Origin of the sequence: Roseimicrobium sp. ORNL1 (genome assembly GCF_011044495.1) — a bacterium.
Lineage (GTDB): Bacteria > Verrucomicrobiota > Verrucomicrobiia > Verrucomicrobiales > Verrucomicrobiaceae > Roseimicrobium.
Map to the genome: position 1 here is coordinate 6,112,151 of NZ_CP049143.1, position 26,213 is coordinate 6,138,363.

Sequence of the window (26,213 nt, forward strand, 5' to 3'; positions counted from 1 at the left end):
ACCGTGGCGGTAACCGTCGACCCCATGATGTGCGCATCCACGGCATTGGCGATGGAGTTCACCGAGATGGTCGCCGCACCGTTCAGGCTGCCTGATCCACCGGCACTCGCTCCTCCCGCTCCAATGGCAATCATCAGCGGAGTGGACACGGCCTTCACCGTCACATGACCGCTGTTCGAGGTCACCGTGGAGGTGCCGATATAGGAAGTAAGGCCGTTCGTGACGCGATTGTAGCTGATGGACGCGCCAATCGCCCCGCGACCCGAGAGCGAGAGGCTGAACCCGCCGGTGAAGGCATCCACTTCTGACTTGTCTTCGGCGAGCAGGGAAATGTTGCCGCTCGCCGTGACCGTGGAGCTGTTCTTGATGGAGGCTTCCACCGAGGTCACGATTTCATTCGCGGCGACCGAGCCAGCTCCAACGAACTTGGCCGTGCCAGTGGCGTAAGCCACGCCCAGCGCGATGCCGATGATTTCAGGACGGGAGCTCGCGGTGAGGGTCACTTTGCCGGCCGTGGCAGTGACTCTTGCTCCGGAGATGGAAGAACGGGATGAATTGGTGATGTTGTTGAACGCAAGAGCCGCGCCCGCCGCACTCGAGGTTCCCGAAACTATCCCAACCGCTCCTGCGCCCGAGTAGATTGCCGAGGTGTCATTCACCAGGATCGAGATGTCTCCCGAAGATGCGGTGACGGTGCCGTTGGTCGTCTTGTTTCCAGTAATGTAACCGCGCGTCGCCACGCCGATCTTGTTGGAAGTGATGGCTACTTCAAGGTGGAAACCGGCCGACGGTTTCGGGGTGGCTCCACTGTAGGCAAAGGCGGCCGCCACTGCGATGATCTCACCACCGGTAGTCGCAGAAATCGAGACGGCCGTTGCGGCGAGATCCGTGTTCTCAAGGTAAGCCTCCGTCGAGCCCGAGATTTCATTGATGGCCACCGCTGCACCAACACCGATTTGGCCACCGTATTCCAGCGTGCCGCCCACGCCCACGACCATGGCGTTATTGACGGCGCTCACCGTAGCCGAGCCACTGGTCAGCGACACATCCGAACCCTTCACGAACGCGTGCGTGTCGTTCTCGATTTCATTCACCGCCACGGAGCCCGCAACGCTGAAGGTCGTGCTTGTGCTGTTCGTCAGGGTGACACCGAGACCCGCGGAAAGGGCAATGTAGTTCGGCTTGGTATCGCCGTTCGCGAATTCGAGCTCAGGCACTTCGGCCTTCACCAGCAGATTTCCAGTCAGGGTGATGCTGGATGCTTCGATGTAGGCCTTCGTTTCGTTGTCGGCGACGTTGTAGGCGACAGAACCAGCCAGACCCCCGGACGAAGAGGCAAGCGGGTCATTCGCGGAAATGGCCACCGCACCGCCCAGAGCCATGAGCTGGGTGGAATTGGTCGCCACAATGGACAAGCCGGTGCCGGACGAAATGATGGCCTGGCGGACAAACGCGTAGGTATTGTCCGAGAAGTCATTCATGGTGAAATCACCCGAGATACCGACGCCAAACTCGCCCGCGCCACCTGTGAACTTCGCATTCGGATCGTCCGGATCCACCGGCGTGCTCGTGCTGTAGGTGCCTGCGATGCCAATGTTGGCGCTGTAGCCCGAGTTGGTCGCCTTCACCGCAATCGACCCGGCGGAATTGATGTTGCCGCTGTCATCCGTGGCACTCGCGTCAGCCGGGTCGTTGCCGATGTACGCCTTAGTCGTGCGATTGACGATGGCAATCGGAATGGAGGCACCCACACCCACGCTCTGCGAACGGAGGAAGCCACCGCCGATGTTGATGATGCGGATGTCATCCGAGGCAAGCACACTGAGGGACTCGGCCACGGTGATGGGCTGGCCGCCGCTGTTCGTCAGCGCCACGCCATCCCCGCCACGAAGAGTCGTGGGTCCACTCAGCACCGTAATGACTGCGCCGTCGTCAATGCTCGCCACCGTGAGATTGTTGACGCTCATCACCGCGGACACACCCACCCCACCGAACTTGCTGGCGGAGCCACCGGACTGCGCAAAGTTGATGGCACCAGAGTTGGTCGACGCGGACACGTACAGCGTCTTCGCCTTCAGCATCACGCCCGTATGAATCTGCGCGGTGGTCGTGGTGTTGTAATTAAGGATGAGCACCGCCGCGCCGAAGGCGTTGCCGGACTTGATGCCGTAGAACGCCGTGCCAGGAATGAAGGGGATGCCGAGGTAGCTGATGTTTCCGACCAGGTTGACCGTCTGCGCATCGGACGCCGCCTGCACCAGCACTTCCTGATCCGCACGCACGACATCATTGACTCCATCGATCTTGGCCAACTGATTGATCTTCGCAAACTGATCAATGAAGGAGCGGGCCGAGGGATTGATCTCGAAGAAGTTGATGGCCGCGGCAATCGCGATGTCCTGGGACACGGCACTCGCCTGACCCCACGAGGTGAAGAAGCCATTCTGAATACCGCCGTTTGGATTCACCTTGGAGACGACGGAAGCCAGTATGGGACCAATGAGGCCGGTCCCTTCGTTCGAGCTCTGCCCTACATCCGCCCACTTGATATCATAGGGCAGGCTGGTCCGGGAATACACGGAGAGCACTTTGGCGGCATCCACTTCCGCATACTTGCCGATGTAGGCCTGAGAGTCATAGGTGAGGTCCGCCACGGTGATGCCGATGGCGAGCCCCTTCTTCTTCACTTCATCCGGCGCATTCGAATAGTCCACCCCGGCGATGGCAGACGACTGCGGTGTGTCGATGGTATGCGCGGTAACAATGACATTGCCGGTAATGGACTTCACCACCGCGTGATTACCCGCAGCCGCAGTGGAAGTGGCGGAGTCGCCAATGCGTGCCGAGGTGGTGTGCGTCTGCTCGCCGTAGGTGATGGAGCCCGCGATGCCATTCGTCTTATCCATCGTGCTGAGGGACGACTTCAGCTTGGAAATCCAAAGGTTGCGGATGGCGCGAACGGGGGCAGAAACTGCCCACACGCCCTTGATCACAAAATTCGCAATGCCCCCGCTGCCTGCGGCGCCGCTGGAGACAAACATGTTGCGTCCATAGTTTGCCGAGTTCAGGCCACCGGCGGATTTCTCGGCGTCCTTGGAGTACGTGAAGACTCGGGATTCGGCGTTCACCTTGACATCGCCATTCGCGATCACCGTTCCATCCACCCAGGCATCAGCCGTGCTGTCGAACAAGGACACCGTCACCGCGATGCCCACCACGCCGTTGCGGAAGGAGCCGGCGGTCGCGTTCAGGTTGTGATTCCAGACAGTCTCGGCAACCACGGAAACGTTTCCGCCGGCATTGACGGTCGAACCCTTCTGCAGGTGCGTCTTGGACTCCGCTGTCGAATCCGCAATGGCCAGGGCCACATTCACCGGGAAGCCATCGCTGCGGCTGAGCTTCAGCACCACGGCAGCACCAGTGAGCAGGCTGACGGCATCCGTGGAGAATGACGCATTCCCACTGGTGTTGATGGTCACACCATTTTGCACCGTGACGTTCGCCTTCGGGCTGGACTCGAGATAGACCACTCCCAGGCCCGCGACAAATACCATCGCGTTCGCCTGTGTATGCGCACGCGCCAGGACCTTGAGATCACTGGCGACGATGGTTGTTGTTCCATTGATCTCCACCGTGGCCGTGGCCGTGGAGACGGAAGCCGCGGCCGGCAGACCAAGCGCGCCACCGAGCAGCGTGCCCACGAGCGGCGCGGGAATGATATCCATGCTTTCCGGCAGGAAGCTGGTGCGCTGGGTGGCGCGGGCAATGGCCTCAATCACCACATTGCCACCCTTGATGGTCGCCGAGTTGATGGTGACCTTCGCTTCGGCATCGATGATCTTGATGGTCCAGTCATCCGCGTAGCCAAGCACGCCGGCACGCAATTGAATGTCGCCTGGGGCAAAGCTTGACGAACCCTGCGCCAGCAAACGGGCACCCGTGTTGATGGTGATGGTCTCGATATGATTCTCACGCTTCCCATTGGGCCTGCCGGGCTCTGCCGTGGTGGGAATGAAGAAGATGCCACCCGACGCACCCGTGGAGGCGCCATTCAGATGGTCGCTCACCACCTGACGCGTGGAGATCGTCTTGTTTGCAGCCACAGTGATGGTTTCAGCATCGGCAGTGAGAATCTTGCCCGGGAGATACAGGTCGTCGTTGAACGAAATCGAGTCACTGCCCTTGCCGCCTATAATAAGAAGGCTCGCTGCCAGTGTCAGGGTGCCTGCGATCGTGAAAGTATCGTCCTTGTCTCCACCAGTAAGCGTGAGGATGACCGTGGGGTCATTGATGATGATCGTGCTGAAGGTGCCATTCAGGCTCTCAATCTTCAGCTTGCCTGGGGTCGTGTCGCGGGACAGGCGGATTTGATTGTCGCTATTGGGCGCCTTCAGAACGTACGACGCAGTCGTCGAGGAGTCTTCGATCGTCTCGAAGTTGCTCAACTGCAGGGAAGCGAAGTTGCCCCCGCTGACAGTGACTGTGTCGGAGCCTTCGCCCCCATCCAATTCGAGCACGGCGGTGAAGTCATTGTTCGAGCCACCGGCACGAGCAGCGAGACTCACCGTAACATCATCCGTGCCACCACCGGCCAGGATGCGAAGGCGGGTGGTCGGCTCATTAAAGGCGATGATCTGAGCACCGATCACAAACTCCAGACGCTGGCCGGTGCCCGGACGCAGGGTGATGGTGTCATTGTTCTCCGTTGCCAGGAAGGTGCGGGTGGCCACCGTGGCACTGTCGGTCACGGTTTCGAATTCACCGTAAGTAAGGCTGCTGTAGGTCCCATTGATGGAGAGGCTGTCCGTCTGGGCTCCGCCCAAGAGGATGAGCGGCGTGGTGGTGCTGACCCCACCATTCAAAGTAAAGGTATCATTGCCGCCCGCGCCATCCACCGTCAGGGAGCCACCGGCCATGGCCACCGTGACATTCCCCAGAGTCGACGTGGCAATTTGGATGTTGCTGGAAGGCGTGGTGATCGTGATGGCATCCGCCACGCCGGTACCATTCACATACAAATGCGGGGCGTCTTCGATGCCTCGATAAGAGAGGAAGGTCGTGCCATTGAAGGTGAAGCTGCCGTTCGTGGCGTCCGCGGCGTCCTTGCTGAAGACAAAGCTCTGCGCGGCGCCGCCGATGGTGGTCTGCACTTCCAGGCGGTTGATGTTGGGGATGCCCACCACATCCGGCGCCTCGGCGAAGGCTGGCGGACGAGCATCGATGGTGAAGCCCAGCGCGCCATCGGGTGTGAACATCTGTACGATGACGGTGTTGCTGCCACCCATCAGCTCGATGCCGAGGTAGTTCAGCGGTTCGACCACCTTGACCGTGGTGAACTTGGCATTCGAGCTGGTCACCTGGATGTTGCCGCTCGCCTTGGACACCACCGCCACGTTGTCGGCCTGGGGCAGGCGAACGATGCGCTCATTGGCCTGGGAGCGGTCCTCCACCGATTCCACACGGATGTACTGCACGCCCATGTCATCCCGGCTCACGATGCCGCTGTCCGTTGTGGATGCTATATAGAGAGCGAGATCGAATTTCGCACCGGCGCGGTACTGCACCGTCGTGGGGCCGCCGCTCACCGTGATGCCGTGAGCATCACGGGTGGTGATGGTGTTGCCCGCCAGGTCCACTCCCAGGACCGGATCGAACACCAGGGCACGCTGCAGCGTGTGCGTAGTGCTCGGCAGGCTCAGGCCGCCGTCGGTCAATCTGACCGTATCCGGCGTGGCACGCATGGCATACTCATAGGTCAGCGCGAGTTGCAGCGTGGTCGCGGAGGTCGCCACCACATAATAGACCGCGCCACTCACCAGCGGTCCGATGCTCCGGTTGGATCCACTATTATAGAGGACTGCCTGGCCGGTGGTGAATCCGTGGGCCGTGGCGAAGATCAGAGTGTCTTCCACAATGCCAGCCGGAGGAACGATGAACGACTTGGCCGAGCCCAGCAGGAGGTAGTGCTCCGAACCATTAGCAACAGCGCTGAGATCCACCGGCGTGGCGGGAGAGGATGCCAGGGCGAGCTGAAGCTTCTTCGGGTCCGTGGCGTGCGGGATGACGATGTAGCTCGTTCCATCCGTGAGGCCCGCCACCACCGTGCCCGCGGCCATGATCAGGGAGTCGATGCCACCCTGGCCATCAAACAGGAAGCCGGTATCCGGGTTGAAGAGCTGTGGGTCGACTGTGAGTTCGTCGCTGCCGTCACCCCCCCGGATGGTCAGGGAGTCTGTCAGCCCCTGGACGGTGATGGCGCCGAAGGTGGATGGGCTTTCCAGCACCACCGTGTCCGCCGCGTTGCCGCGCTTGAGGCGCATAGTGTCGGAACTGGTCGTGCCGAGAATTTGGAGATTGGACGGATTGCGGATGCCGACATAGCTGACCACCGTCGTCCCACCCACCGAGACGGATCCGTTGGAGGTATCCGGGGTGACATTGAAGACCACCGACTGGGGGGACCCAGCCGCTGCCTGAACTTCCACCGAAATGGTGTCGGCGTTTTCAGGATCTCCGGTCACAGTGCCAGTGAGGCGGGCACCGGAACGGAACACGAACGTGTTGTCCGAGCCAGTTCCCGTTGTGATGTTTTGAACATTAGTGAAATTCACTACACCGGCCGTGGTCGGCGTGACCTTCAGATTTCCGACTCCGACTCCCGTCAGTGTCCAAGTGCCACCGAGCTCAGGTCCGATGACGGTGTTGTTGCCGGTCCCCAAATCGAGGGTGACCGTCACACCATTGTCCGCCGCCAGTTTCTTGAGGTCGACAATGTCATCGCCATCACCGGTGTTGATGATCAGACTTTGCAGCCCGGTGGCGGACAGGGGGGCATCGATGGTCACGCGGTCATTCCAAGATCCGGAGACATCGTTGGTGCCGGCGTTGATGGTGACCGTCTGGATATTCTTGAAGACGATGTACTCGAAGGCGGTGCCGCCGCTGGTACCCGCGATGCGAAGTTGGTCGGCTCCAACATCGGATCCGACTCGGTCGATCGTGATGACATCCACCCCACCCGGCGTCACAAAAGTGAAACTCGGATTTGCGACAGTCAATCCTCCAGGGGCAGTACCGGTGACCGAGGCGCCATTCACATACACGGGCTCCAGGCCGGTGAAGGAGACCTTGGTGTTGCCGGACTGGATGTTGCCATCCCCATAAACCTGGCCGGGGGTGTAGCTGCCACCCGTGGTTCCATTGAGGACCAGCGAATCGAACCCGCCTACCCCACCATGAAACTCGACCGAGAGCGGCACATCACCGCGCGTCATGTCGATCGTCAGGGTGTCATCCGTGGCATCGCTGCCGTGGAAAATCAGGCCTGTAATGCCCTGCGATTTGAGGTAATCTGGGCGGAAGCTCCAGAGATCGACGTCTCCGGAAACGAAAATGCCGAGCCTATTATCAGCCGTTAGATAAGCTGCATAGCCGGAATAAGTTGAATTTGAGTCAAGAACTGCAGAGGTAGGATTGACTCCAGCTGGGGGACCGTGCGCCGCATGCAGAGTCTCGACCATTTGCTCAGGCGTGGGATTGGAGATGTCTCCAGTGGTCCCTTCCTGTGAAATTGTGTCCGCCGGAGTCGGGGTAGTGGAGGGTGTCGACTCCTGGCTCGAGTCAGCCACAACGTGCTGCTGCTCGGTACCACCCGTCGGGTCATTTTCGACTGTCGTCGGGAGGATGGGCTGCTCCAGATCTGCGCCCAAAATTGGAGCGGGTTGCTCCTCAAAAATGCTCGTGGTCTCACCGCCCGCACCCTCTTCGGAGGTCACCGGAGCGGGAGTTTCGGCGTTCTCGTTGTTCTCAGGACTGAGAGAAAAGTCGTCCTCTTCGTGGAGGTCGTCGGCCGGTTGAATGGCGGGAGCCTCCGTTTCAGAGGGCAGAGTCACCGGCGTTTGGGCCTGCGGAAGCTGCGGCAGCACCCCGGTTTCGAGGGGTTCGGAGGGGTCTTCCAACGGCTGGGTTTCGCCGAACATGTAGTCCGTTTCGGCGGAATCCTGGGCCGGTTGAGCGTCCGTTTTTGGGGTCTCCCACAGCGCCATTTCGGTCTGCTGGTAGGGGTCCTGTTGCGGCTGTTCCTGCACCGGTTGGGGTGCGTCCGGCACCGGCACCACCGCGTCCACCGGACCGGCGGAGAGCAGGATGCGGGGCTCCAGAACCTCCAAAAGATACGCGCCTACGTACTCACCCTTCAGCCGCATGGGCCGGGTGGCGTAGAGAGGTTTGCGTCTACTCTTGGGGCGCTCCATCAGGATAGGAAGGTGCGTGAGAAGCCCAAGGCATGAACATGCCGAGCCGCGCAACTAAATTCCCACATGAACCAAACACAACAGGTTTTTCGAGAAAAAGTTTGATAAGTAAGATCCCTCCTAAGGAATTTTACTCCTGCTTTTGGCGGGTTCCTCCCTTGGCGAACCCCAGTCCTTTGCTGATTTCCGCCTCGCCCAACATCACCTGTCGACGGCTCTTGGAGGCCTGAGAGTGGGCACGAAACTGTGCCCAGCGGACCATCCATTTCCCCAGGAAACCGTCAGCCTTCACTCCTCCGGAAGCGTCCTTTCGGGCCATCGACCAAATCCAGAATTGGCGTAAAAACTCCGGCAAAAATCGAACGAAGAGCGGATCCTCCGCGCTGTAAATCGCGAGCACGGACCCCGGGTCTCCCTGCCGTGCGGCACGCCCAAAAAGCTGCCGATCCACCCTCGCACTCTCATGCGGTTCGGAGGCTACCACGTGGAGTCCACCGAGATCTGCCACCCCTGCTTCCAACCGGATGTCCGTGCCTCGGCCAGCCATGTTGGTGGCAATGGTGATGCGAGAGCGATGCCCCGCCTGCATCACCGTCATGGCCTCTTCCCTATGCCGTCTGGCATTGAGCACATGGCAGTTCAGCCCCTGTTCCGTGAGGTGGCTGGCGAGGGATTCACTGGTCTCGACACTCCTGAGGCCGATCAAGATGGGCTGCCCACGCGCGTGCCGGGCTTTCGTTTCGACGGCAATCGCCTCGTTCTTGGCCTCAATGGTGGGGTAAAATCTCCACCCCAAGACCTGCCTCTGGCAGGGGAGATGGCGCGGGATCGTGATGGTCGGCAGGCCGTAGGTACGCCAGATTTCCGCCGCCACTTCCTTCACCGTGCCCGAGGCACCGGCGAGGTTTTGATACTTGCAGAAGAAGCTCTGGAAGGACACCCGGGCCATGGTTTCGCTGGCACCGGAGAGGGCCACACCCTCCTTGGCCTCCATCATCTGGTGCAGTCCCTGCCGCCAGGTGCGCATGGGCATGGGGCGCCCCGTGGCCTCATCCACGATGACCACCTTCCCCTCCTCCACCACGTACTGCACGTCTCTCTGGAAGAACTCCCGGGCCTCCAACGCCAGCCGCAGCAGCTCTCCGCGGCGGGAGACACTGGCCCAAAGGGGTGCCTTCGGGACCTCATATCCCAGGGCAAATCTCTCCAGATCTTCCGGCTCAATTTCGATGACTTTGCGCACCCGATTCACCTGATAGTCGAGCCCGGAGACGAGTTGCTCCGCGACCTTCCAGGCAGCCACACAGGCATTCTCAAGCTGCCCGGGTGGCAGGGTCCGGCTGATGATCAGCGGGGTGACCGCCTCATCGATCAGCGCATTATCCGCCTCATCGATCAGGGCAAAATAGAGTCCGCGCTGCACCGGTTCGCCTTGTGGGGCACGTCCGGCGCCAGTCATCTGGGCCAGTGCCAACCGGGCTCCAGACTCCTCCAGCCCCTCCATCCGGAGTCGATCACGCAGGTAGTCCGCCGCGGCTTCCTTGGCCGTGGTGTACGTAACGGCCCGGCTGTAGGCCCGGCGTCTGTCGGGATCCGGCGAGTCCCCAAGAACCCGCCCCACCGACAGACCCACCCTTATATAGAAGGCCTCAAGCTGCTCGGCATCGCGGCCCGCGAGGTAGTCATTCGCCGTGATGACATGGCAGGGTCTTCCGGTCCAAGCCTGGTACGCCGCGGTCAAGGCCAGCGCGAGGGTCTTTCCCTCACCCGTCTCCACCTCGGTCAAGAACCCACGAGCCAGCGCGGCGGCAGTCATCAACTGCACCCCATAGGGCGAGAGCCCCAGCTCCCGATGCGCTGCTACCGCGAGGAGGGCGAGCCCCTCTTCCAAGGTCTCTTCAATATCCAGCGGATGCGCCTTGCGCCGCATCCGCATCTCCACGAGCCGCTCGTTCAAAGTGCCGTCCTTCAGCTCGGCATACTGCTGGCGGAGCTGGTCAATGCGGTCCGCCGATTCCTTGAGCTTCTTCACATGGCGCGGCGCACGCTTCATCCAGCCAAGAATGTGATGGCTCATCGCGTCCAGTCCCTGAGGTCGTGGCGGACGCCGTCGCTCATGGACGGTGCGCTGGCGATCAGTCGGAGTGGGCATGGCAGGACGGGACTGGCGTGCAGGTCACACGCGGTAGTTGCGCTGGAAGAGCTGGCGCAAGCTCCGGACCCACTGAGAAAGCAGCGGCTCCCAAGGCAGGTCGATTCGGGCGATGCCCTGCTGACCATGCACCAGCACCGTGTCCGGCTGCGGAATCAAAAAGGCCCTCACTTCGAAAAACGGCTCGGAACTCAGCGCAATCTTTGCTCCGTTCGCGCCACCACCAGCACCCTGCCCCCCCCCACCCTGGCGGGAGTGATCTTGACGCGATGCAGGATGGTCCGCCGGGATGGCCTGCAGATCCGAAACGGCCAAAGTCTTCTCTTCCTGACCACGCACCTTCACACCCGTCTCGCGGATGTTTCCGCCGAACAACCTCGCCACCTCCGCCTGTCGGACGACGGCGGCCATGTAGAATTTCTCTTCTCCCTGCACCACCCCGAGTTCGGTGCCGCGTTGCAGGGTCGCCCCCATTACGGTGGCAAGTTCAGGCGAAATCCATCGGCCTGCCACCGGTGCGCGGACCAGCAGGGAGGCCTTTTGATCCGCGAGCTTTTGCTGCCTGACCAGCAGCGCCTGATGGTACTCTTCCAAGCTCAAGTTGCGTACCGGGTCTGACTCCAGCGCCTCGCGCTTCATGGTCTCCACCCGCTTGATGTCGAGCCGCAGCAGTTCGATTTCCTGATCCAGATCAAAGCTGACCATCTTCACCAGCGGCTGGCCCTCGCTGACCATGGTGCCGGAGGGCACAAGGACCTCGGCCAAATCACCGGCACTGCCGGCATACACTCGGGCAAAGGGATCCGAACGCACCACTCCGTCCGCACGGAAGTGACTGGGCAATGGCACCCAGGCAATGACGCCAATGATGCCCACCAACAGCGCCACTACCAACCCGACGGCGGATTGCCGACGCCCTTCCAGTCGTGGACTGCTCACCAGGTATTGGATGGCCTTGAAGACCGGCACCACGAGCCAGAGGATGAAGAACCCGATGGCCAGCAGGATGCCGACGATGAAGAACCACCGCGACACCAACAGCAGGATGCCCACCAGCAGCAGGATTCGATAGATAAACGAAGCGACGAAATAGAAGGCCAACCAGAAAGTCTCCGTGCGGGTCTCAGCCGGATTGACCGCATGCGGCACACGGAAGATGTAGCGCTCCACGAGGTACAGTGCCGTGCGTGAGGCACGCGCCTGCAGATTCGGCACCTCCAGAAGATCGGAGAGAATGTGATAGCCGTCGAACCGCAGGAGCGGATTCAGATTGAAAAACAACGTACCGACGGATGCGATGATGATGACATTATAAGCAAGGGCATGCACCAATCCCTCCCCGGTATTCGCCCAGATGAGCGCCGCCACTGAGGCCAGGAGCATCTCCACGATCATCCCCGCTGAGCCCACCAACGCTCGCTTGCCCTTCTCCCGGAACGACCAGCTCGATGACGCATCTACGTAGGGCAGTGGATTGAAAAGCAACAGCATGATGCCCATCTGCGGCACCTCGCCACCGAACTTCCGGCAGAAGTACCCGTGGCCAAACTCATGCAGTGCCTTGATCACGATGATGGCGGCATACAGCCAGGGAAGATTCGACGCGCCCAGCAGACCGCCGCTTTCCGCGCGGAACTGCTGCCAGTTCTCCACCACCGCTTTCACGCCAAACACCAGCAGAGCGAGCCAAAGGACCAGCCCGATTTTCCCAATCAGCCACCCCACCGCAGGCAGGGTGCGCTGGAGAAAACGATCCGGATTGAAAAGCGGAATGCGGAGGAAAAAGAGATTCGCCCACTGGGTGGCAACCTGTTTACTTTGCTCCTTCCGCTGCGCCTCGAACAACGCAGCAACATCACCCTCCAGATCACTGCGCAACAGTCCGGCCTGATGAAGCTGCGAGAGAAGCTGCACCACCTCACCCTGACCGGGTGCTTCTTCGGGCGCGATCTGCAGACTACGTTCCCATGCTTCACCCACGGTACGCGAGCGCTCCAGCTCGCAGATGAAGCGATACGCCGGCGGTCGGATGCGAAAGAAACGGTTCCCCAGGGAATCCTGCACCACGTACCACCGCATGCCACGAAAGCGCTGGGGAAAAATCTCCACCCCGGGTCGCAAGCACACACGACGATTCTCCACGCGGTGCCAGGATTCGTCGAAGGTGGGCGGACGGTTCATGATGCGACGTCCAAAAACTAGACCCAGAGCCAGAGACGCAGCGCCTCCACCAAACGGTGAGTGCCGATCCAGAGCAGCGAGCGCCTCTCCGTGGAGATCTTGCAAAGACCGCTCATACCCGGACGCCACCACGCCTGCGGCTCGCCGAGCACCTGAGCCCGCAACACAAACACCGTGCCCTCCGGCCGCACCTCTGCCACCGGCTCAAAGCGATCCACCTTCACCGAATAATGCTCCCCCGGACGGCTGGCGAACGCGAGATCGCCTTCCAATCCCGCAGCGAGATAGGAGATGTCACGCTCATCCACCTGGAGCTGACCGAAGAGGTCTTTGATTTGCACCACCTTCAGCAACAGCTCGCCGGTCTGTACCGGGGAGGAAAGGCGCTCGCGTAGATCGCCTTCAACAATCACGCCATCGAAAGGCGCAGTGATTTCCGTGAGCTGCAACCTGCGACGGATGACGGCCAGCTTGGCATCGGCCTGCTGCATTTCGGACTGGGCCACGAGCATCTGGGCCAGCTTGCCTTCCCCCTGATTGCTGCGGACTTCGCGCTCGCTCTTGTTGCGCAGGGCGACCGTGTCCGCCTCTTCCAGCAGGAGTTCCTTCTTGTCCAGGCGCACCAGCACATCACCCTTCTTCACGATGTCGCCCACATGAAAATTCGCCTCTTCAATGTACCCGGGGAAAGGTGCGGCAATCAACGAGGCGGCATCCGTCTTCAGGATGAAGGGTGCCTTCACCTTGTAGTCCACGTGGATCATCGCGAGCGCGAGCAGCGTAACGCAGGTACCCACCACGGCCAGCTTCACCCCCGTGTGATCCGTCCCGAGCCAGCCAGCGGCTTTGCGACGAAGCGAACGCCAGGTTCTCTTCCCGATCCAGCCGGTACGAGTGTGGAGATTTTCAAGGCGCGGCGCAACCAAATCGGCAAGCAGGCGCACACGTTCCAGCTCTCCATTTTCCCAAGCGCCCTCTTCCGCCGCACGCTCCAGGCACACGACACCTCGCACTTCTTGCTGATGTCGCAGCGGTACCGAGGCCACGGACACCCCTTCACGCGCGGTAGAGAACTTGCGATGCTCGCGGCTCACCACCGAGGTGCCAGAAAGCTCGGGCCATGACACTTCATTGTCCTGGTCCGCGGCTTCCTCCATCACCTGCTGGAGCGCGAGCGCCTCCTGCGAACCTGCCGAAATGCGTCCGCCATGACTGGTGGCACAGAGCTTGAGATCCTGGCCTTCCATCCACGCCAGCGACACACGCGAGGCGCGCATGGGAGCGGCGAGTTCATTGCACAGACGCAGGCTCGCCTCCTGAAAGTGGCCACTCTCTCCGAGCGCCAACCCAAGGTCCATGACCTGGGAAAGGTTCAGCAACTTCTCCTCGCTGCGTTGCGCATGGCGCCGTGATTGATACTGGTCCGCCAGCGAACGCGCTTCTTTCGACACCGTTTCGATCAGCGACTCGTCCGCCTCATCTGCCGAAACCTCCGCCACCATCCAGAGAGGCGGCAAGCCATCACGCGCGGGAAAAGTGAGCGCCTGATAACGGCGCCCCAACAATCCGGGCAGCGCGGTGAACTCGGTCGCTTTGAAGTTTCTCAATTCCGCCGTGAGTCCCGATTGCGCAATACGCTTCGCCGCGCCGGGCGGCGTCTGGGAGATGACACGAAATTCACTGCCCGCACCACCACCACCCACCAGCAGGCACACGGAGTCCGCATTCAAGCGCGCGCGGGTGTACTCACAAAGACGCCCCCAAAAGACTCCCGGCTCACCCGGGAACACCGAGAGGGAATCATACTCGGTGGGGGAATCTGTCTCCGTGAGTTCGGATTTCATGAAGGCCGGGGGATCGGGCAAAGAAGGAAACGACTGTCAGCAGCAATACTACCACTACAGATTGGCGGGCGCTCCTGCCTTCGCAGGAGGTGGCGGGAAGGGCGCCAGCACACGCAGACCGGGACGGACGAGACCCTCCTTGTTGTCCAGCAGCAGTCTTACGCGGAACAAGCCACTGCGGGCATCCACTTCCGGATCGATGAACGTGACCTTGGCCTTGAGCCCTTTCACGTCCGGCATCTCAGGAAACTGCACAGCGTACTCCTGATCCAGCTTGATGGAGGAAAGTTGCGAGGCTTCGAGGTGGAATAGAAGCAGCACCTGATCCGTGGTCATCACCTGCAGGATGGGATCGTTCTCGCTGATGGATTCGCCGGACTCCTTGAACTTCCTCACCACCACTCCGGTGAGCGGCGCCAGAATCTCACGCTCAGCAAGGTCAGCCTTGGCAATGTTCAGCTCTGCCTGGAGGCGCTTCAGTTCCACCTCCTTGGCCAACGCATCATCGCGGCTCGACACATTCTGATCAAAGAGACGCTTCGCCGCATTGTAGTCGAACTGCGCCTTGCTGATCATCTGGTCGTACCGCTCCACGGCGAGCTGCTGCTTCTCCGAGAGCAGGCTCACCAGCGGCTGGCCTTCCTTGATGCGGTCCCCTTCCTCCACATGGATCTTCCGGATGATTTCCCGGATGGAGGCGCTGATGGTGACCGCACGGAAGGGCTTCACCACACCTTCCGTCAGTTGAGGTTTGTCCGCGGCGCTTCCGACGAAGGGAAGGCAAAATGCCAGGGACATCAGGAGTGCCAACCTCCCCCGACGTGCAGGCCGTGTCATGGGGGGAGAGACTGGCAGGAGAACTTCAGGCATGTGGGAGCAACGAACGCGAGAACTTGGCGGACTATTTCTGCGGGGCAGGCACGGCGCGACTTTCCTTGTCGTCGCCTTCCACCACGATGCCCTGCCGTTCCAACATCTGGCCCGTGACGAGCCAAAGGTCCACCTGATCCTTGTTGAGGTCCGCCAAGGCCGCGAGTTCACGGCTGCGGGTCTGGGAGTATTCCTTCTGGTACTGCAGGACCTGGTAACTGGTGGAGACACCTTCATTAAGACGCTTCACCTCGCCCTCCATCGTCTGTTGAGCGACCTCGCGGCTCTTGCGAGCAGAGGCCAGACGCTGGCGGTCCATGTCGATGCGGCTCAGCACGGTATCAAGCTCCAGGGAAATCTGCGCCTTCACGCGATCCACGTCGATGATCGCCTGCGTTTCCTGATGCGCGGCGAGGCGGGCCTGCGAGCGCATGCGATTGAAGCCAAGGGGTACGGAGAAGGTCACGCCCACCGTCCACTCCGGGCCCTGACCATCCGCCGCCTCGTCATAGGAGCGACCCGTGCTGCCTGCCAGACCATGCACCCCGGCGCTGGCGATGAGGTCAAAGCGCGGACGCGATTGATTATCGGCCAGCAGGGATTGATGCCGACGCTGATCCACGATTTCCATCGCCTGCAGGATGTCATAACGGGCTCCCGTCGCCTTGCCCAGCAACTCAGCACGGGACGGCACCGTGACCGAATCCTTCAACCGATCGGCGGGGCGGATGCGCACGCTCGTGCCGGCATCCGTACCTTTCTTGAAAAGAGTCTGCAGCGTGTTCTGCCGCTCGATGTACTGAGTCTCTGCAAGCAGCGCGCCTTCCTTGCGCTCGTACACCGCAGCCTCGGCCGCAAGCACATCGTTCGGCTGGATGACTCCCTGCTCAGCGCGCTTCTTGTTGTCGCTGTGCAGCTTTTCCGCGAGCTCGATGGCATCACTCTGCACGGCCATGTTCTCGTAGGTGAAGATCACATCATAATAGAGCTTCATCACGTTCCCCACGGTGGCGGCCGTGCGTGAGCGCCACTCGAGATCCGCCACGCGCATGTTCGACTTCGCAATGCGCAGCTCGGCAAGATTTGCCGTGGCACCGAAGTCTTTCAGCAACGGCTGCGTCACCGTCAGGCCAGTGAAGGTCTCATATTCCGGATGGAAGATGCCAGGGGGCTGATTGCGGTTCAGCGTGTTGTCCAGCACACGGAGGCTGCTGCCCAGTTCAAAGGTGGCACCCCAGGGAGCCTTCTGCACCAGGGCCAGTTTTCCCACATGGTTGCGTTGTTCAAAGATGGTCGGCTCACGCAGGATTGGTGACGAAAGACCGGTCTGGGAAGCAATCACTTCCGACGTAGCGGCGCCACCGCCCGTGGCCACGAAGTCCTGAGCATTCTGCGGAGTATCGATGTACTGGTACGCATAGGCGCCTTCCAGTTTTGGATCGAAGACAGCGCGGGCGATGTTGGCCCGCTCGAGCTCGATCACCTTGTTCAGGTTCTGTACCGCGATGTCGTGATTATTCTCCAGTGCCAGCGCCACCACCTGATGCAGTGACATGTGTTCGACCTGGGTCTGTGCTTGCACACCATTTGCTCCAGCCAGTGCAAACACCATAGCGAGAACCGCCCGCGGGTTAAGGATACGTTTGGTAGTGGCGTTTACCGAAGCACGGGAGTGTTTCATAGATGCAGATTATCTACAACGTTCAATCGTGTCTTTACTTAGCAGGCCCTTACGTAGGAAGTCGAGGATGTTTCCCCGCAATTTGGTTAAAAGTCCCAAAGCCTCCCGTTGCTCGCGGCCTGTAGATTTGGCGGACGGCATGTCACAGGCGGTTGGTTCTGAGGCACTCAAGCCATGACTGTCGTATCTCGGCAACCACGTCACTTGCCCCGTTTTGCGACGGTAATGGATTGGATGTAGTACTTGTTGTACTGGTTTCCGTCCGACTCCAAGGCGAAGTTGTAGCCCCAGTAGTTTACGAATTGTGCGTCATCGATCTGCCATCGCACGGTGTGCCACTGTTTGTTGTCCGGCACGGTGTACCAGCCACTCTTCGCGGTCTTGAGTCCATTCGTCGACTCATACACCAACTTGAAACCGGCATTGTCGTTGGCCTCATTGCGGCGCACCACCGCGGTGATCTCGATGGGAACGGTGTCGTAGGAAAGAAACTGGGGATCGACGACGAAGACATTTCCACCAGGCACACTCCCGGCGCGGGCGGAACCACCGTAGGCCACCACCGCGCCGGCCACAGCATCACCCGAGAGCGTGTGCAGACCTTTCTCCACCTGCTTCCCCTCCATGGTGATGGACACAGACTCTGCCTGCGCATAGTCGCCACCCCACGGCAAGGGCTTGCCCCTGTTTGTCTTTGCCTGCGCGACCAGATCATCCGGCACATCAAGCACCAGCATCGGCGCCGCCGCCAATGTCAACCGATCCACACTGGCGATCCCGCCGGTCAGTGGATTCACGATCCGCACCCGTTGTTTGAATGAAACTTCCGCCGCACCACCTTGATGTGCCCAGGTGATGAGCACGATCCCCTCCGCTCCTTGGAAGACGAAGCCATAGTGTTTCTCCTGGAAGAGCACCCAACCGAGATAGTCCGGATGCTGGCCGAGATGCCGGATCATCTGCCCCATGGCAGTATAGGAGGGACGCGCCACGCCCTTCCGATCGAGCAAACCCAGCGGACCACTGTCGCCATCCATCCCCTCGAACCACTGGATGCAGGCCACACCCTGCGCGATGCCCATGGTGTACGCCTTCACGAGAGCGTGCGCCTGCACATCCGCGCCCTTCTTCACATCGCAGCCAAGCTCGGTGAAAATGATGGGCACATTCACCTTCTCCGGATTCTGGGCGGCAAGCATCTTCCGCACGGTGGGCACGATGTGCATGAAGACAGACTCCGTCCCCACGTTGTCCGCCACCCCGTTCAATACCTCATAGGGATGCAGCGTGATGTAGTCGAAATGGTCCTTCGCCCCCGCTTTGATGGCCTGCTCCAGGTAATTCACGTGCACGGATTTCGCAGCGATGCCCACCAGGCATGTCGGGTCCGCAGCTTTCGCGGCCTTGTAGCTGGCCACGACGAGCTTCGCATAGTCCACCGGCGTCTGGTCGCGACCGGTGCCGTTTGGAGGCTCGTTCCAGACCTCCCAGCGTTTCACGCGGCCCTTCGTACGCTGCACGATCGCAGACACATAGTTTGACCAGGCCGGAAGATTGTTCACCGGGAGCGTGCCCGGTTTGTCCAGAGCATTCCACTTCACACCGCCATTGAGCAAACCACCTACGGCAAAACCGCGCTCGGTGAGATATTGCAGCTGCCCGTCCAGATCCTTCCAGTCCCACTTCCCCTCCTCCGGCTCCACCTGGGACCATCCCGTGGGAAGCGCCCGGTAGTATTTCAATCCGATGGCCTGCATCTGCGGCACCCACCGCTCCGCATCTTGCACCGATCGGCCATTGATGTGGCAGCTCCCAATGCCGAACGAACCGAGCGCCGCGGGATCCATCACATCTTGAGCGCGGGTGCTCATCGCCCCAGCAAGCACCATCGAGGCAAGGAAAAGGCAGGCGGGAATCTTCATCATAACGTCAACGTCCGGCTCCGATGAAGCACAACGACGTTCGCAAAAGCAATCCAATTCCCATGGCGTTGCCTCAAGCACTGGCGGTCTCCTGGACCGCAAAAGAATAAAGTGGTGGGTTCGGTGGGGGTCGAACCCACGACCAAGAGATTAAGAGTCTCCTGCTCTACCACTGAGCTACAAACCCATGTGCGAGGGTTGAGAACCTGCCTGAATCTGTCGAAAATGCAAGCTGAATGCGCTCAGAAATTTCACTTCTCTCGCACTTCTCAGGCGGCGAAGCTTTCCCCGCAGGAGCAGGTGACCACGGCATTCGGGTTTTTCACCTTGAAACCCTCGCTCTGGAGGTCGTCGCTGTAGTCCAGTTCACTGCCTGAAACGAAGAGCGCGCTCTTGGGGTCGATGACCACCCGCACCTCATTGGACACGACCATGATGTCCCGGTTGGCCGGCCCATCCACGAGGTCCATCTTATACTGAAGTCCGGAGCAGCCGCCTCCCACCACGGCAATTCGCAACGCGCCATGCTCTGCCCGGCCCTGCTTCTTCAGCAGGCCCAGCAGGCGATTCGAGGCACCGGGAAGCACTTTGATCAGCTTCTCATTGCCCAGCTTGTAGGTGGGTTCACTCATTCAAAAAGGTTCTGGAATCCAAGCCGCGCCCCCTCGTCCCAAGATGCGAAGATGGCAACCAAGAACTAAGAACTAAGAACCACGAACTCGAAACTCAACCATATACCCCTACGCCTCGTTCATCAATTGCCGACGCATCGCGGCCATGAAATCGGCGGCGTCGTCCGCCTCCAGATCCTCATTCATGTAGGCGGCGTGGTCGAACTCCTCCACGTATTGGCGATCCAGTTCCTGAAGGAAACTGCTAGCCATGCAGGTCTGCTTCTGGCCCCACTTCACACGGTAGCGGGTGTGGCTGATGGTCAGCTTGCGCATGGCTCGCGTGATGCCCACGTAGAAAAGACGACGCTCCTCATCCTTGCGGTTCTCATCGATGGACCGCTTGTGAGGGAGGATGCCCTCCTCCATGCCGGGCAGCCACACGTAGGGGAACTCCAGTCCCTTGGAAGCATGAAGCGTGATCAGGCACACGCCGGTCTTCTTGGTGATGTCCTCCTTCTCCTCACGATCATCGTTGAGGCTGGTCTCATCCAGGAAGCCCTGCAGGCCCTCGCCTTTGGCGCGCTCATCATAGCCGGTGAGCGACTGCATGATCATCTTGATCCCGTTTTTCCAGGTCTCGAAGTCTTCCGGCGTCTTCGCCTGCTTCTCCAGGTAGTCCATGTACCGGATCTCGGCGACGAGTTTTTCGGCCAACGGCTGCAGGGGTTGCAGCGGCTGGTGCGCCTGCCCACGGAAGCTCTCGATGGTCTCCACAAATCCATTGATCACCAACTGAAGGCGTTGGGAGATGTTCTCCAAGAACTCCGGATCCTTCAGCGCGGCAAAGACACTTGTTCTCTTCTTGATGGAGTGTTCACGAGCCAGCTCCGCAGTCGCGGCGCCGATGCCACGCGTGGGCGTATTCAGGATACGCTGCAAGCTCACATCATCATCCGGATTCGCCAGCACGGTGAGGTAAGCGAGGATGTCCTTCACCTCACGACGATCGAAGAAGCTGCGTGCACCGATGATGCGGTATGGGATCTTGCGCTTGCGGAATTCACCTTCCAGCACGCGGCTCTGCTCGTTCGTACGGAAGAGCACCGCCATGTCATCCCACTTCTCGCCCTTAGTCTGCGCGTCCGTCATTTCGTCCGCGATGAGCGCCGCTTCTTCCTTCTCATCCTCCGTCACCACGAGTCGCACGGGATCCTGGCCGGTATTGCGGCTCCAGAGGGACTTGTCACGGCGGCCCACGTTGTTGCGGATCAGGCTGTTCGCCGTGTGCAGGATGGGCGTGGTACTGCGGTAGTTCTCCTCCAGCTTGATGATCTTCGGATCGGGGAAGAAGGATTCGTACTCGTTGATGTTGGTGATGTCCGCACCACGCCAGCCGTAGATACTCTGGTCGTCATCACCCACCACGCAGATGTTGTGCGGCGGTGGCACGAGCGCGCGCAGGAGGCGCATCTGCAGGGTGTTCGTGTCCTGGAATTCATCCACCATCACGTAGCGCAGCTTGCCCTGCACGGCATCGCGCACTTCAGGATGGTCCTCCAGCAGCTTCACGCCGTTGAGCAGGAGGTCATCGAAGTCCATCGCGTTCATCGCGCGCAGCTCATCGGTGTAGAGCTGCTGCAGCGCGCCATCCACCGTCTCCATGGGATCCCCCAGGCTGACGCCGGCATTCTTCGCCTTGCTGATGCGGCTGAGTGCCATGGTCGGGTCGCAGCTTTCCTCCTTCACCAGGAGGCGCGCGAGAATCTTCTTCACCAGGCTGATCTGCTCACCCTGGCTGTAGATGGTGAAGTTGTTCTTGTAGCCCAGCGCTTCCGCATGCTGACGCAGCAGGCGCATGCAGAAGGCGTGGAAGGTCCCCAGCGTCAGCTTCTTTGCCTTCTCCTTGCCGAGGATCTCGGTGATGCGCTCGCGCATTTCACTCGCGGCCTTGTTCGTGAAGGTCACGGACACAATGTTCTCAGGCGAAATGCCCTGCTCCACCATGTTGGCAATGCGCATGGTGATCACACGCGTCTTGCCGGTGCCGGCACCGGCGAGAATCAAGACAGGACCATGAATGGTCTGGACAGCATCACGTTGCTGGAGGTTGAGAAGTGCGTAGGAAAACGACATCGAATTTCAGCGATCCACAGTCCCGGAAAACGGGCGTGCTCATACGCTGATCGACGATTCAAAACAAGTGAATGCCGCGAGAAAGTCATTCACCGAAATCCCGGTGAACAACACATGCCATTCACGCCGAAGGACGGACCTGTCAGCCCATCCTTCCAGCATGCTAATCTTCCCTTATTCCGCGGGAACTCACCCCACCGGAAGCCCGCGCTCGCGCCAGTTGTTCAGCACATCCGGCAGCAGCAGATGCTCCTCAGCCTGGATGCGGTAGAACACGTCGTCCGCGGTGTCTCCGATGTGGATGGGGACCTTGGCCTGCGCCAGGATCTTTCCACCGTCCACTTCTTCATTCACCAGATGCACGGTGCAGCCGGTCTCCACTTCACCTTCTTCCAGTGCCTGCACCCAGGCGGCCTTACCCTTGAACTTGGGAAGCAGCGAGGGATGGATGTTCACGATGCGATCCTTGTAGCCCGAGAGGAGCGGATCCTTGATCACGCGCATGAAGCCGGTGAGCACCACCACCTGCACCTGATGGGCGCGGAGTTGCTCATAGATTTCCTCCTGCGCTTCGATCGGCAGCATCTTCGGATTGGGACCGGGATCCACAAACACCCGTGAGAGTCCGGATTCACGCGCCTTGGCAAGGAGGCGGGATCCTTCCACGTCTGAAATGACCACCGCGATCTCTGCGTTCAGCCTGCCATCGTCAATGGCGCGCTGGATGGCTTCGAAGTTGGTGCCCTGGCCACTGCCCAGGACACCGATCCGCAGAGGCGTCACCCGCGGCGAGAGCGGCACGGCGCCGGTGGCACGCGATTGAATGGACAAAGGCTCCTCCCGCGGGGCGACGGTCGTGGTGATGACCCTGGGAATGCCCTGGGTGACCGTGGCCGGCTTCCTCGGTTCACCCAAAGGGAGAGGGATGCCCTGAGTGTTGGTCTTTCTGATTTCCGAAAGAGGCAGCGGAATGCTCTGGGTCACGACCTTGCCAGGCTCCGCGACGAGTGCGACGGGTACCGCCCCGGAGGGAGTCGCAGTCGCCGGCGGTGCAGGGAGCGGTGCCACGGCAGGTGCAACGGCCGCCTTGGCCATGGTGGGAGGCGCAGGCTCTTCACCCTGCTTCATGCGCTCAATCGTGCTGGTGGTGGACCTCCCTGGCACCAGCGGCAGCAGGCAAATGGTGGACCCCGCCTTGTTCAGGGCCTCGCGCTCTCCGGCATCCAGTGTTTCCACGGTGTAGTCGCCCCCCTTGGCATAGATGTGCGGGCGGATGGCTTCGATGAGCTTCGTGGCCCGAGGTTCGTCAAAGATCACCACGCCATTCACACTCTGCAGCGCCATGAGGATTTCTGCGCGGTCTTCCTGGCTGTTGATCGGTCGGGACTCGCCCTTCAGGGTGCGCACGGAGGAATCAGAATTCAGCGCCACCACGAGGCCATCTCCCAGCGCACGCGCCTGACGGAGATAGCGCACGTGCCCTGCATGCAGCAGGTCAAAGCACCCATTGGTAAATACCAGCTTCCGTCCCTCTGCATCGAGCTGATCTCGAAAGTCGCGGACGGCATCCACGGTGGTGATCCAGGAATCTTGGGACATGGGGTACTGTGAGGATAAAAGAGCGGGATTTTCCGAAAATGGCTGAGCCTCTAAGCGAACGGAGGCGAGGCCCCGTGGCAACAAAAATATTCCGCAAGAAACAGCGGCCAGCCCTGCCCCTTACGCCATGAAGCTGGTCCGGCAAAGCCCGGCGTAGAGGCCATTGTGGGCCATGAGTTCGTCGTGCGTGCCGTACTCCACCACGGCACCCTTCTCCAGAACGTAAATGCGGTCGGCATGCCGTACGGTGCTCAGGCGGTGGGCAATCACGAAGCTGGTGCGATTCTTCATCAGGGCATCCAGCGCCCCTTGAATCTGGCGCTCCGTCTCCGTGTCCACACTGGCGGTGGCCTCATCCAGCAGGAGGATGCGCGGATTGCGCAGCAAAGCCCGGGCAATTGATACACGCTGTTTCTCCCCCACGCTGAGCTTGATCCCCCTCTCCCCCACCTTGGTGCTGAGCCCATCCGGCAGGTGTTCCACGAACGCCTTCGCATTCGCGCTCTCCAGTGCCGCCCAGAGTTCGTCATCGGTGGCGTCGCGACGCCCAATCAGCAAGTTTTCACGTACCGTTCCATTGAACAGGAAACTCTCCTGTGTCACGTAGCCGATGTTTGCCCGCAGCCAGGACTTGTTCAGCTCACTCACTGGCACGCCGTCCAGTAGGATGCGGCCGGAGTCGTATTCGTAGAACCGGGTGAGCAGGTTGATCAGGGTGCTCTTCCCCGCACCTGTTGGTCCCACCAGGGCGATGGTCTGCCCAGGCTTCGCCTCCAGCGAGACCTCATTCACCGTGGGCACACTGCCATAGCTGAAGTGGACCTTGTCGTAGACGATGTGCCCTTCGATCTTGTCGAGCGTGCGACCGGTGCCGGTGTCCTTCTCCTCTTCCGCGTCGAGAATGTCGAACACACGCTCCCCGGCACTGCGTCCGCCGACAAAGAGCTGATTCAGCGAATGGATCTGCCCGATGGGCTCATAGAACATCCGGAGCAGGATGATGAACGAGAGGATCTCCCCGGCAGAAATCTCGCCGCGGTACAGCGCATTTGCCCCGACCCAGACCACCAGGATGTAGCCCAGGTTCGTCATGAAGTTCATGGTGGGCCGGTACACGGACCACACGCGCATGATATGCAGCGTGGCACGACGCAGGGCATCACTCGAGAGATTGAAGCGCGCGTGCTCCTCCTTCTCCATGGCATAGGCCTTGATCTGGCGCATCCCGGCCACGTTGTCATGAAGCAGGGAATTCATCGCACTGGAGGCCTTGCGCACCTTGCGCGCGCGATCCTTGGAAGTCAGCGTGTAGGCAAGAGCTCCAAGGGCAATGAATGGCACCGGCGCGCATGTGGCCCAGGCGAGGGTGGTGTTCACGTTGAACATGTACACCGCCACGATGACGATTTGCAGGATGGCGATGATCCCCTGCTCGATGCCGTCGATGAGTACGCGCTCCACCGCGGGGATATCCTCGCTCACCGTCGTCATGATGTCGCCGGTGGGCCGGTTGTCGAACCAGCGCAGCGGCAGCCGCTGCAGGCGCTCATACATCTCACTCCGCAGATCGTAGATCACGAGCTGCTCGAAGGTGTTGTTGAGCTGGATGCGCAGGGCGTTCAGAAAGTCCTGGGCGAAGAACGCGCCCAGGCCAATCAGTATCGCCGTCCCGATATGCTCACGCGGCACCTGGCCATCGACGATGCGTTGCGCAAGATTGGGAAACACCAGCACCAGCAACGTGCCCAGGACGGCACAGGTAAGCTGTGCCGTCGCCATGCCGGGATACCGGCGGACGTAACCAAAGACACGGAGGATGACCTTCATTCAGCGTAACAAAGTGTTACGCAGCGAAAGCAGTATAGGCCTTCAATTCTTCGAGTCTCTTTTTCACATCAGCAGTGCCCACGCGCTCCAGGCGCTGAGTGCTGAAGGCCTCACAGGTGAAGCTGGCCACCACGCTGCCGTGGGCCACCGCGACCTTGAGCTCTTCAAAGGTGGGCTGGCTCTTGTTCTGGGAGGCGAGCCATCCGATCATGCCACCGAGGAAGCTGTCTCCCGCGCCGGTGGGATCGAACACGCTGCTCAGCGGATAGGCGGAGCAGGCGAAAAATTCTTCCGGACCATTGCCGAAGAGGAAGCTGCCGTGTTCACCACGCTTCACGACCACGTACCTGGGCCCTTTCTCCTGCAGACGGCGGCCGGCTTCGATGAGGTTGTTGGCGCCGGTGAACTGCTTGGCTTCGCCGTCGTTGATGACGAGAAGGTCGAGCTTCCTCATCACCTCATGGAGGCGCTCGTTGGCGATGTTGATCCAGAGATCCATCGTGTCCGCCGCCACGAATTCCACGGACTTGCACTGGCTGAGGGTCTGGAGCTGGTTGTCCGGGCTCATGTTTCCGAGCATGGCGAACTTCACGCCGGCGGCTTCATCGGAAAGCTTGGGCAGCCAGTTCTCCAGCACGTTGATGCCCACCTTCAGGGTGTCGCGGGTGTTCATGTCCGCGTGGTATTCGCCGCTCCAGGTGAAGCTCTCGCCGCTGCTGCGCTCCACGCTGCCGAGCTCAATCCCCTTGCTGGTCAGAAGGTCGAGATGCGCCTTCGGGAAGTCCACACCGACAATGCCCACCATGTGCACCGGCTTCACGAACAGGCTCGCTGCCAGCGATGCGTACGAGGCGGAGCCACCCAGCAGGCCGTCTTCAGAGGCGGTGGGAGTCTTGATGTTGTCGATGCCAATGGAGCCGGAAATGAGTAGGGACATGGATTGAAGGAACTGGATTCGGTGCCCGGGATGGGAGGGCGGGAGTGTTTCACCCCATCTGCCCCGTCTGCAACTGAAGAAGTTGACTCCAGATGGAGCAACCATGCCAGTCCGCACCATGCGCCACGGCCCCCATCAACCGGAGGTTAGGCGTCCCCGCCTGACAGCGGATGTTAGACCTCCGGTCTGACCAAGGCCCCC

12 protein-coding genes and 1 tRNA gene (1 of these 13 cut by a window edge) are annotated in these 26,213 nt (G+C 60.5%); all 13 read right to left on the bottom strand.

Annotation, left to right across the window (positions count from 1 at the left end):
- Positions 1–8,252, bottom strand: partial view of a calcium-binding protein gene (locus tag G5S37_RS24455; RefSeq protein WP_165207483.1) — the 5' portion only. Its footprint begins 24,433 nt before the window's first position; 8,252 of the gene's 32,685 nt are visible here — the first part of the coding sequence; it begins with the start codon at positions 8,250–8,252; the stop codon falls past the left edge of the window.
- A 130-nt stretch (positions 8,253–8,382) separates the two neighbouring features.
- The gene (locus G5S37_RS24460) at positions 8,383–10,404 is read right to left on the bottom strand and encodes a prepilin peptidase (RefSeq protein WP_165207485.1); all 2,022 of its coding nucleotides are present in this window, start codon (positions 10,402–10,404) and stop codon (positions 8,383–8,385) included.
- A 24-nt stretch (positions 10,405–10,428) separates the two neighbouring features.
- Positions 10,429–12,585, bottom strand: a complete 2,157-nt coding sequence (locus G5S37_RS24465; RefSeq protein ID WP_165207487.1) for a peptidase M50 — start codon at positions 12,583–12,585, stop codon at positions 10,429–10,431.
- 17 nt (positions 12,586–12,602) lie between these two features.
- Complete coding sequence (locus G5S37_RS24470; RefSeq protein WP_165207489.1) at positions 12,603–14,429, bottom strand: efflux RND transporter periplasmic adaptor subunit; 1,827 nt, start codon at positions 14,427–14,429, stop codon at positions 12,603–12,605.
- Between the two features lie 54 nt (positions 14,430–14,483).
- Positions 14,484–15,227: an efflux RND transporter periplasmic adaptor subunit gene (locus tag G5S37_RS24475; RefSeq protein ID WP_165207491.1), complete on the bottom strand. Its 744-nt coding sequence runs from the start codon at positions 15,225–15,227 to the stop codon at positions 14,484–14,486.
- Positions 15,228–15,330: 103 nt separating this feature from the next.
- On the bottom strand, positions 15,331–16,854 hold the full coding sequence (locus G5S37_RS24480) for a TolC family protein (RefSeq protein ID WP_165207493.1): 1,524 nt from the start codon (positions 16,852–16,854) through the stop codon (positions 15,331–15,333).
- A gap of 326 nt (positions 16,855–17,180) precedes the next feature.
- Positions 17,181–18,851 (bottom strand): beta-galactosidase, encoded by a 1,671-nt coding sequence (locus G5S37_RS24485; protein ID WP_206026128.1) that lies wholly within the window; start codon positions 18,849–18,851, stop codon positions 17,181–17,183.
- 163 nt (positions 18,852–19,014) lie between these two features.
- Positions 19,015–19,089 (bottom strand) — tRNA-Lys (locus G5S37_RS24490).
- 82 nt (positions 19,090–19,171) lie between these two features.
- The gene (locus G5S37_RS24495; protein WP_165207497.1) at positions 19,172–19,534 is read right to left on the bottom strand and encodes an iron-sulfur cluster assembly accessory protein; all 363 of its coding nucleotides are present in this window, start codon (positions 19,532–19,534) and stop codon (positions 19,172–19,174) included.
- Between the two features lie 108 nt (positions 19,535–19,642).
- Positions 19,643–21,649: a UvrD-helicase domain-containing protein gene (locus G5S37_RS24500; RefSeq protein ID WP_165207499.1), complete on the bottom strand. Its 2,007-nt coding sequence runs from the start codon at positions 21,647–21,649 to the stop codon at positions 19,643–19,645.
- 189 nt (positions 21,650–21,838) lie between these two features.
- Positions 21,839–23,248, bottom strand: a complete 1,410-nt coding sequence (gene purN / locus G5S37_RS32600) for a phosphoribosylglycinamide formyltransferase (RefSeq protein WP_240914705.1) — start codon at positions 23,246–23,248, stop codon at positions 21,839–21,841.
- A 120-nt stretch (positions 23,249–23,368) separates the two neighbouring features.
- Positions 23,369–25,075 (bottom strand): ABC transporter ATP-binding protein, encoded by a 1,707-nt coding sequence (locus G5S37_RS24515; protein ID WP_165207501.1) that lies wholly within the window; start codon positions 25,073–25,075, stop codon positions 23,369–23,371.
- 16 nt (positions 25,076–25,091) lie between these two features.
- Positions 25,092–26,012: a PfkB family carbohydrate kinase gene (locus tag G5S37_RS24520; protein ID WP_165207503.1), complete on the bottom strand. Its 921-nt coding sequence runs from the start codon at positions 26,010–26,012 to the stop codon at positions 25,092–25,094.
- Positions 26,013–26,213: the final 201 nt, after the last annotated feature.

Bases quoted from the DNA above. Each gene is read 5' to 3' on its own strand.
- G5S37_RS24460 (WP_165207485.1), bottom strand. From the start codon at position 10,404: ATGCCCACTCCGACTGATCGCCAGCGCACCGTCCATGAGCGACGGCGT.
- G5S37_RS24465 (WP_165207487.1), bottom strand. From the start codon at position 12,585: ATGAACCGTCCGCCCACCTTCGACGAATCCTGGCACCGCGTGGAGAAT.
- G5S37_RS24470 (WP_165207489.1), bottom strand. From the start codon at position 14,429: ATGAAATCCGAACTCACGGAGACAGATTCCCCCACCGAGTATGATTCC.
- G5S37_RS24475 (WP_165207491.1), bottom strand. From the start codon at position 15,227: ATGTCCCTGGCATTTTGCCTTCCCTTCGTCGGAAGCGCCGCGGACAAA.
- G5S37_RS24480 (WP_165207493.1), bottom strand. From the start codon at position 16,854: ATGTCACTGCATCAGGTGGTGGCGCTGGCACTGGAGAATAATCACGAC.
- G5S37_RS24485 (WP_206026128.1), bottom strand. From the start codon at position 18,851: ATGAGCACCCGCGCTCAAGATGTGATGGATCCCGCGGCGCTCGGTTCG.
- G5S37_RS24495 (WP_165207497.1), bottom strand. From the start codon at position 19,534: ATGAGTGAACCCACCTACAAGCTGGGCAATGAGAAGCTGATCAAAGTG.
- G5S37_RS24500 (WP_165207499.1), bottom strand. From the start codon at position 21,649: ATGTCGTTTTCCTACGCACTTCTCAACCTCCAGCAACGTGATGCTGTC.
- purN (WP_240914705.1), bottom strand. From the start codon at position 23,248: ATGTCCCAAGATTCCTGGATCACCACCGTGGATGCCGTCCGCGACTTT.
- G5S37_RS24515 (WP_165207501.1), bottom strand. From the start codon at position 25,075: ATGAAGGTCATCCTCCGTGTCTTTGGTTACGTCCGCCGGTATCCCGGC.
- G5S37_RS24520 (WP_165207503.1), bottom strand. From the start codon at position 26,012: ATGTCCCTACTCATTTCCGGCTCCATTGGCATCGACAACATCAAGACT.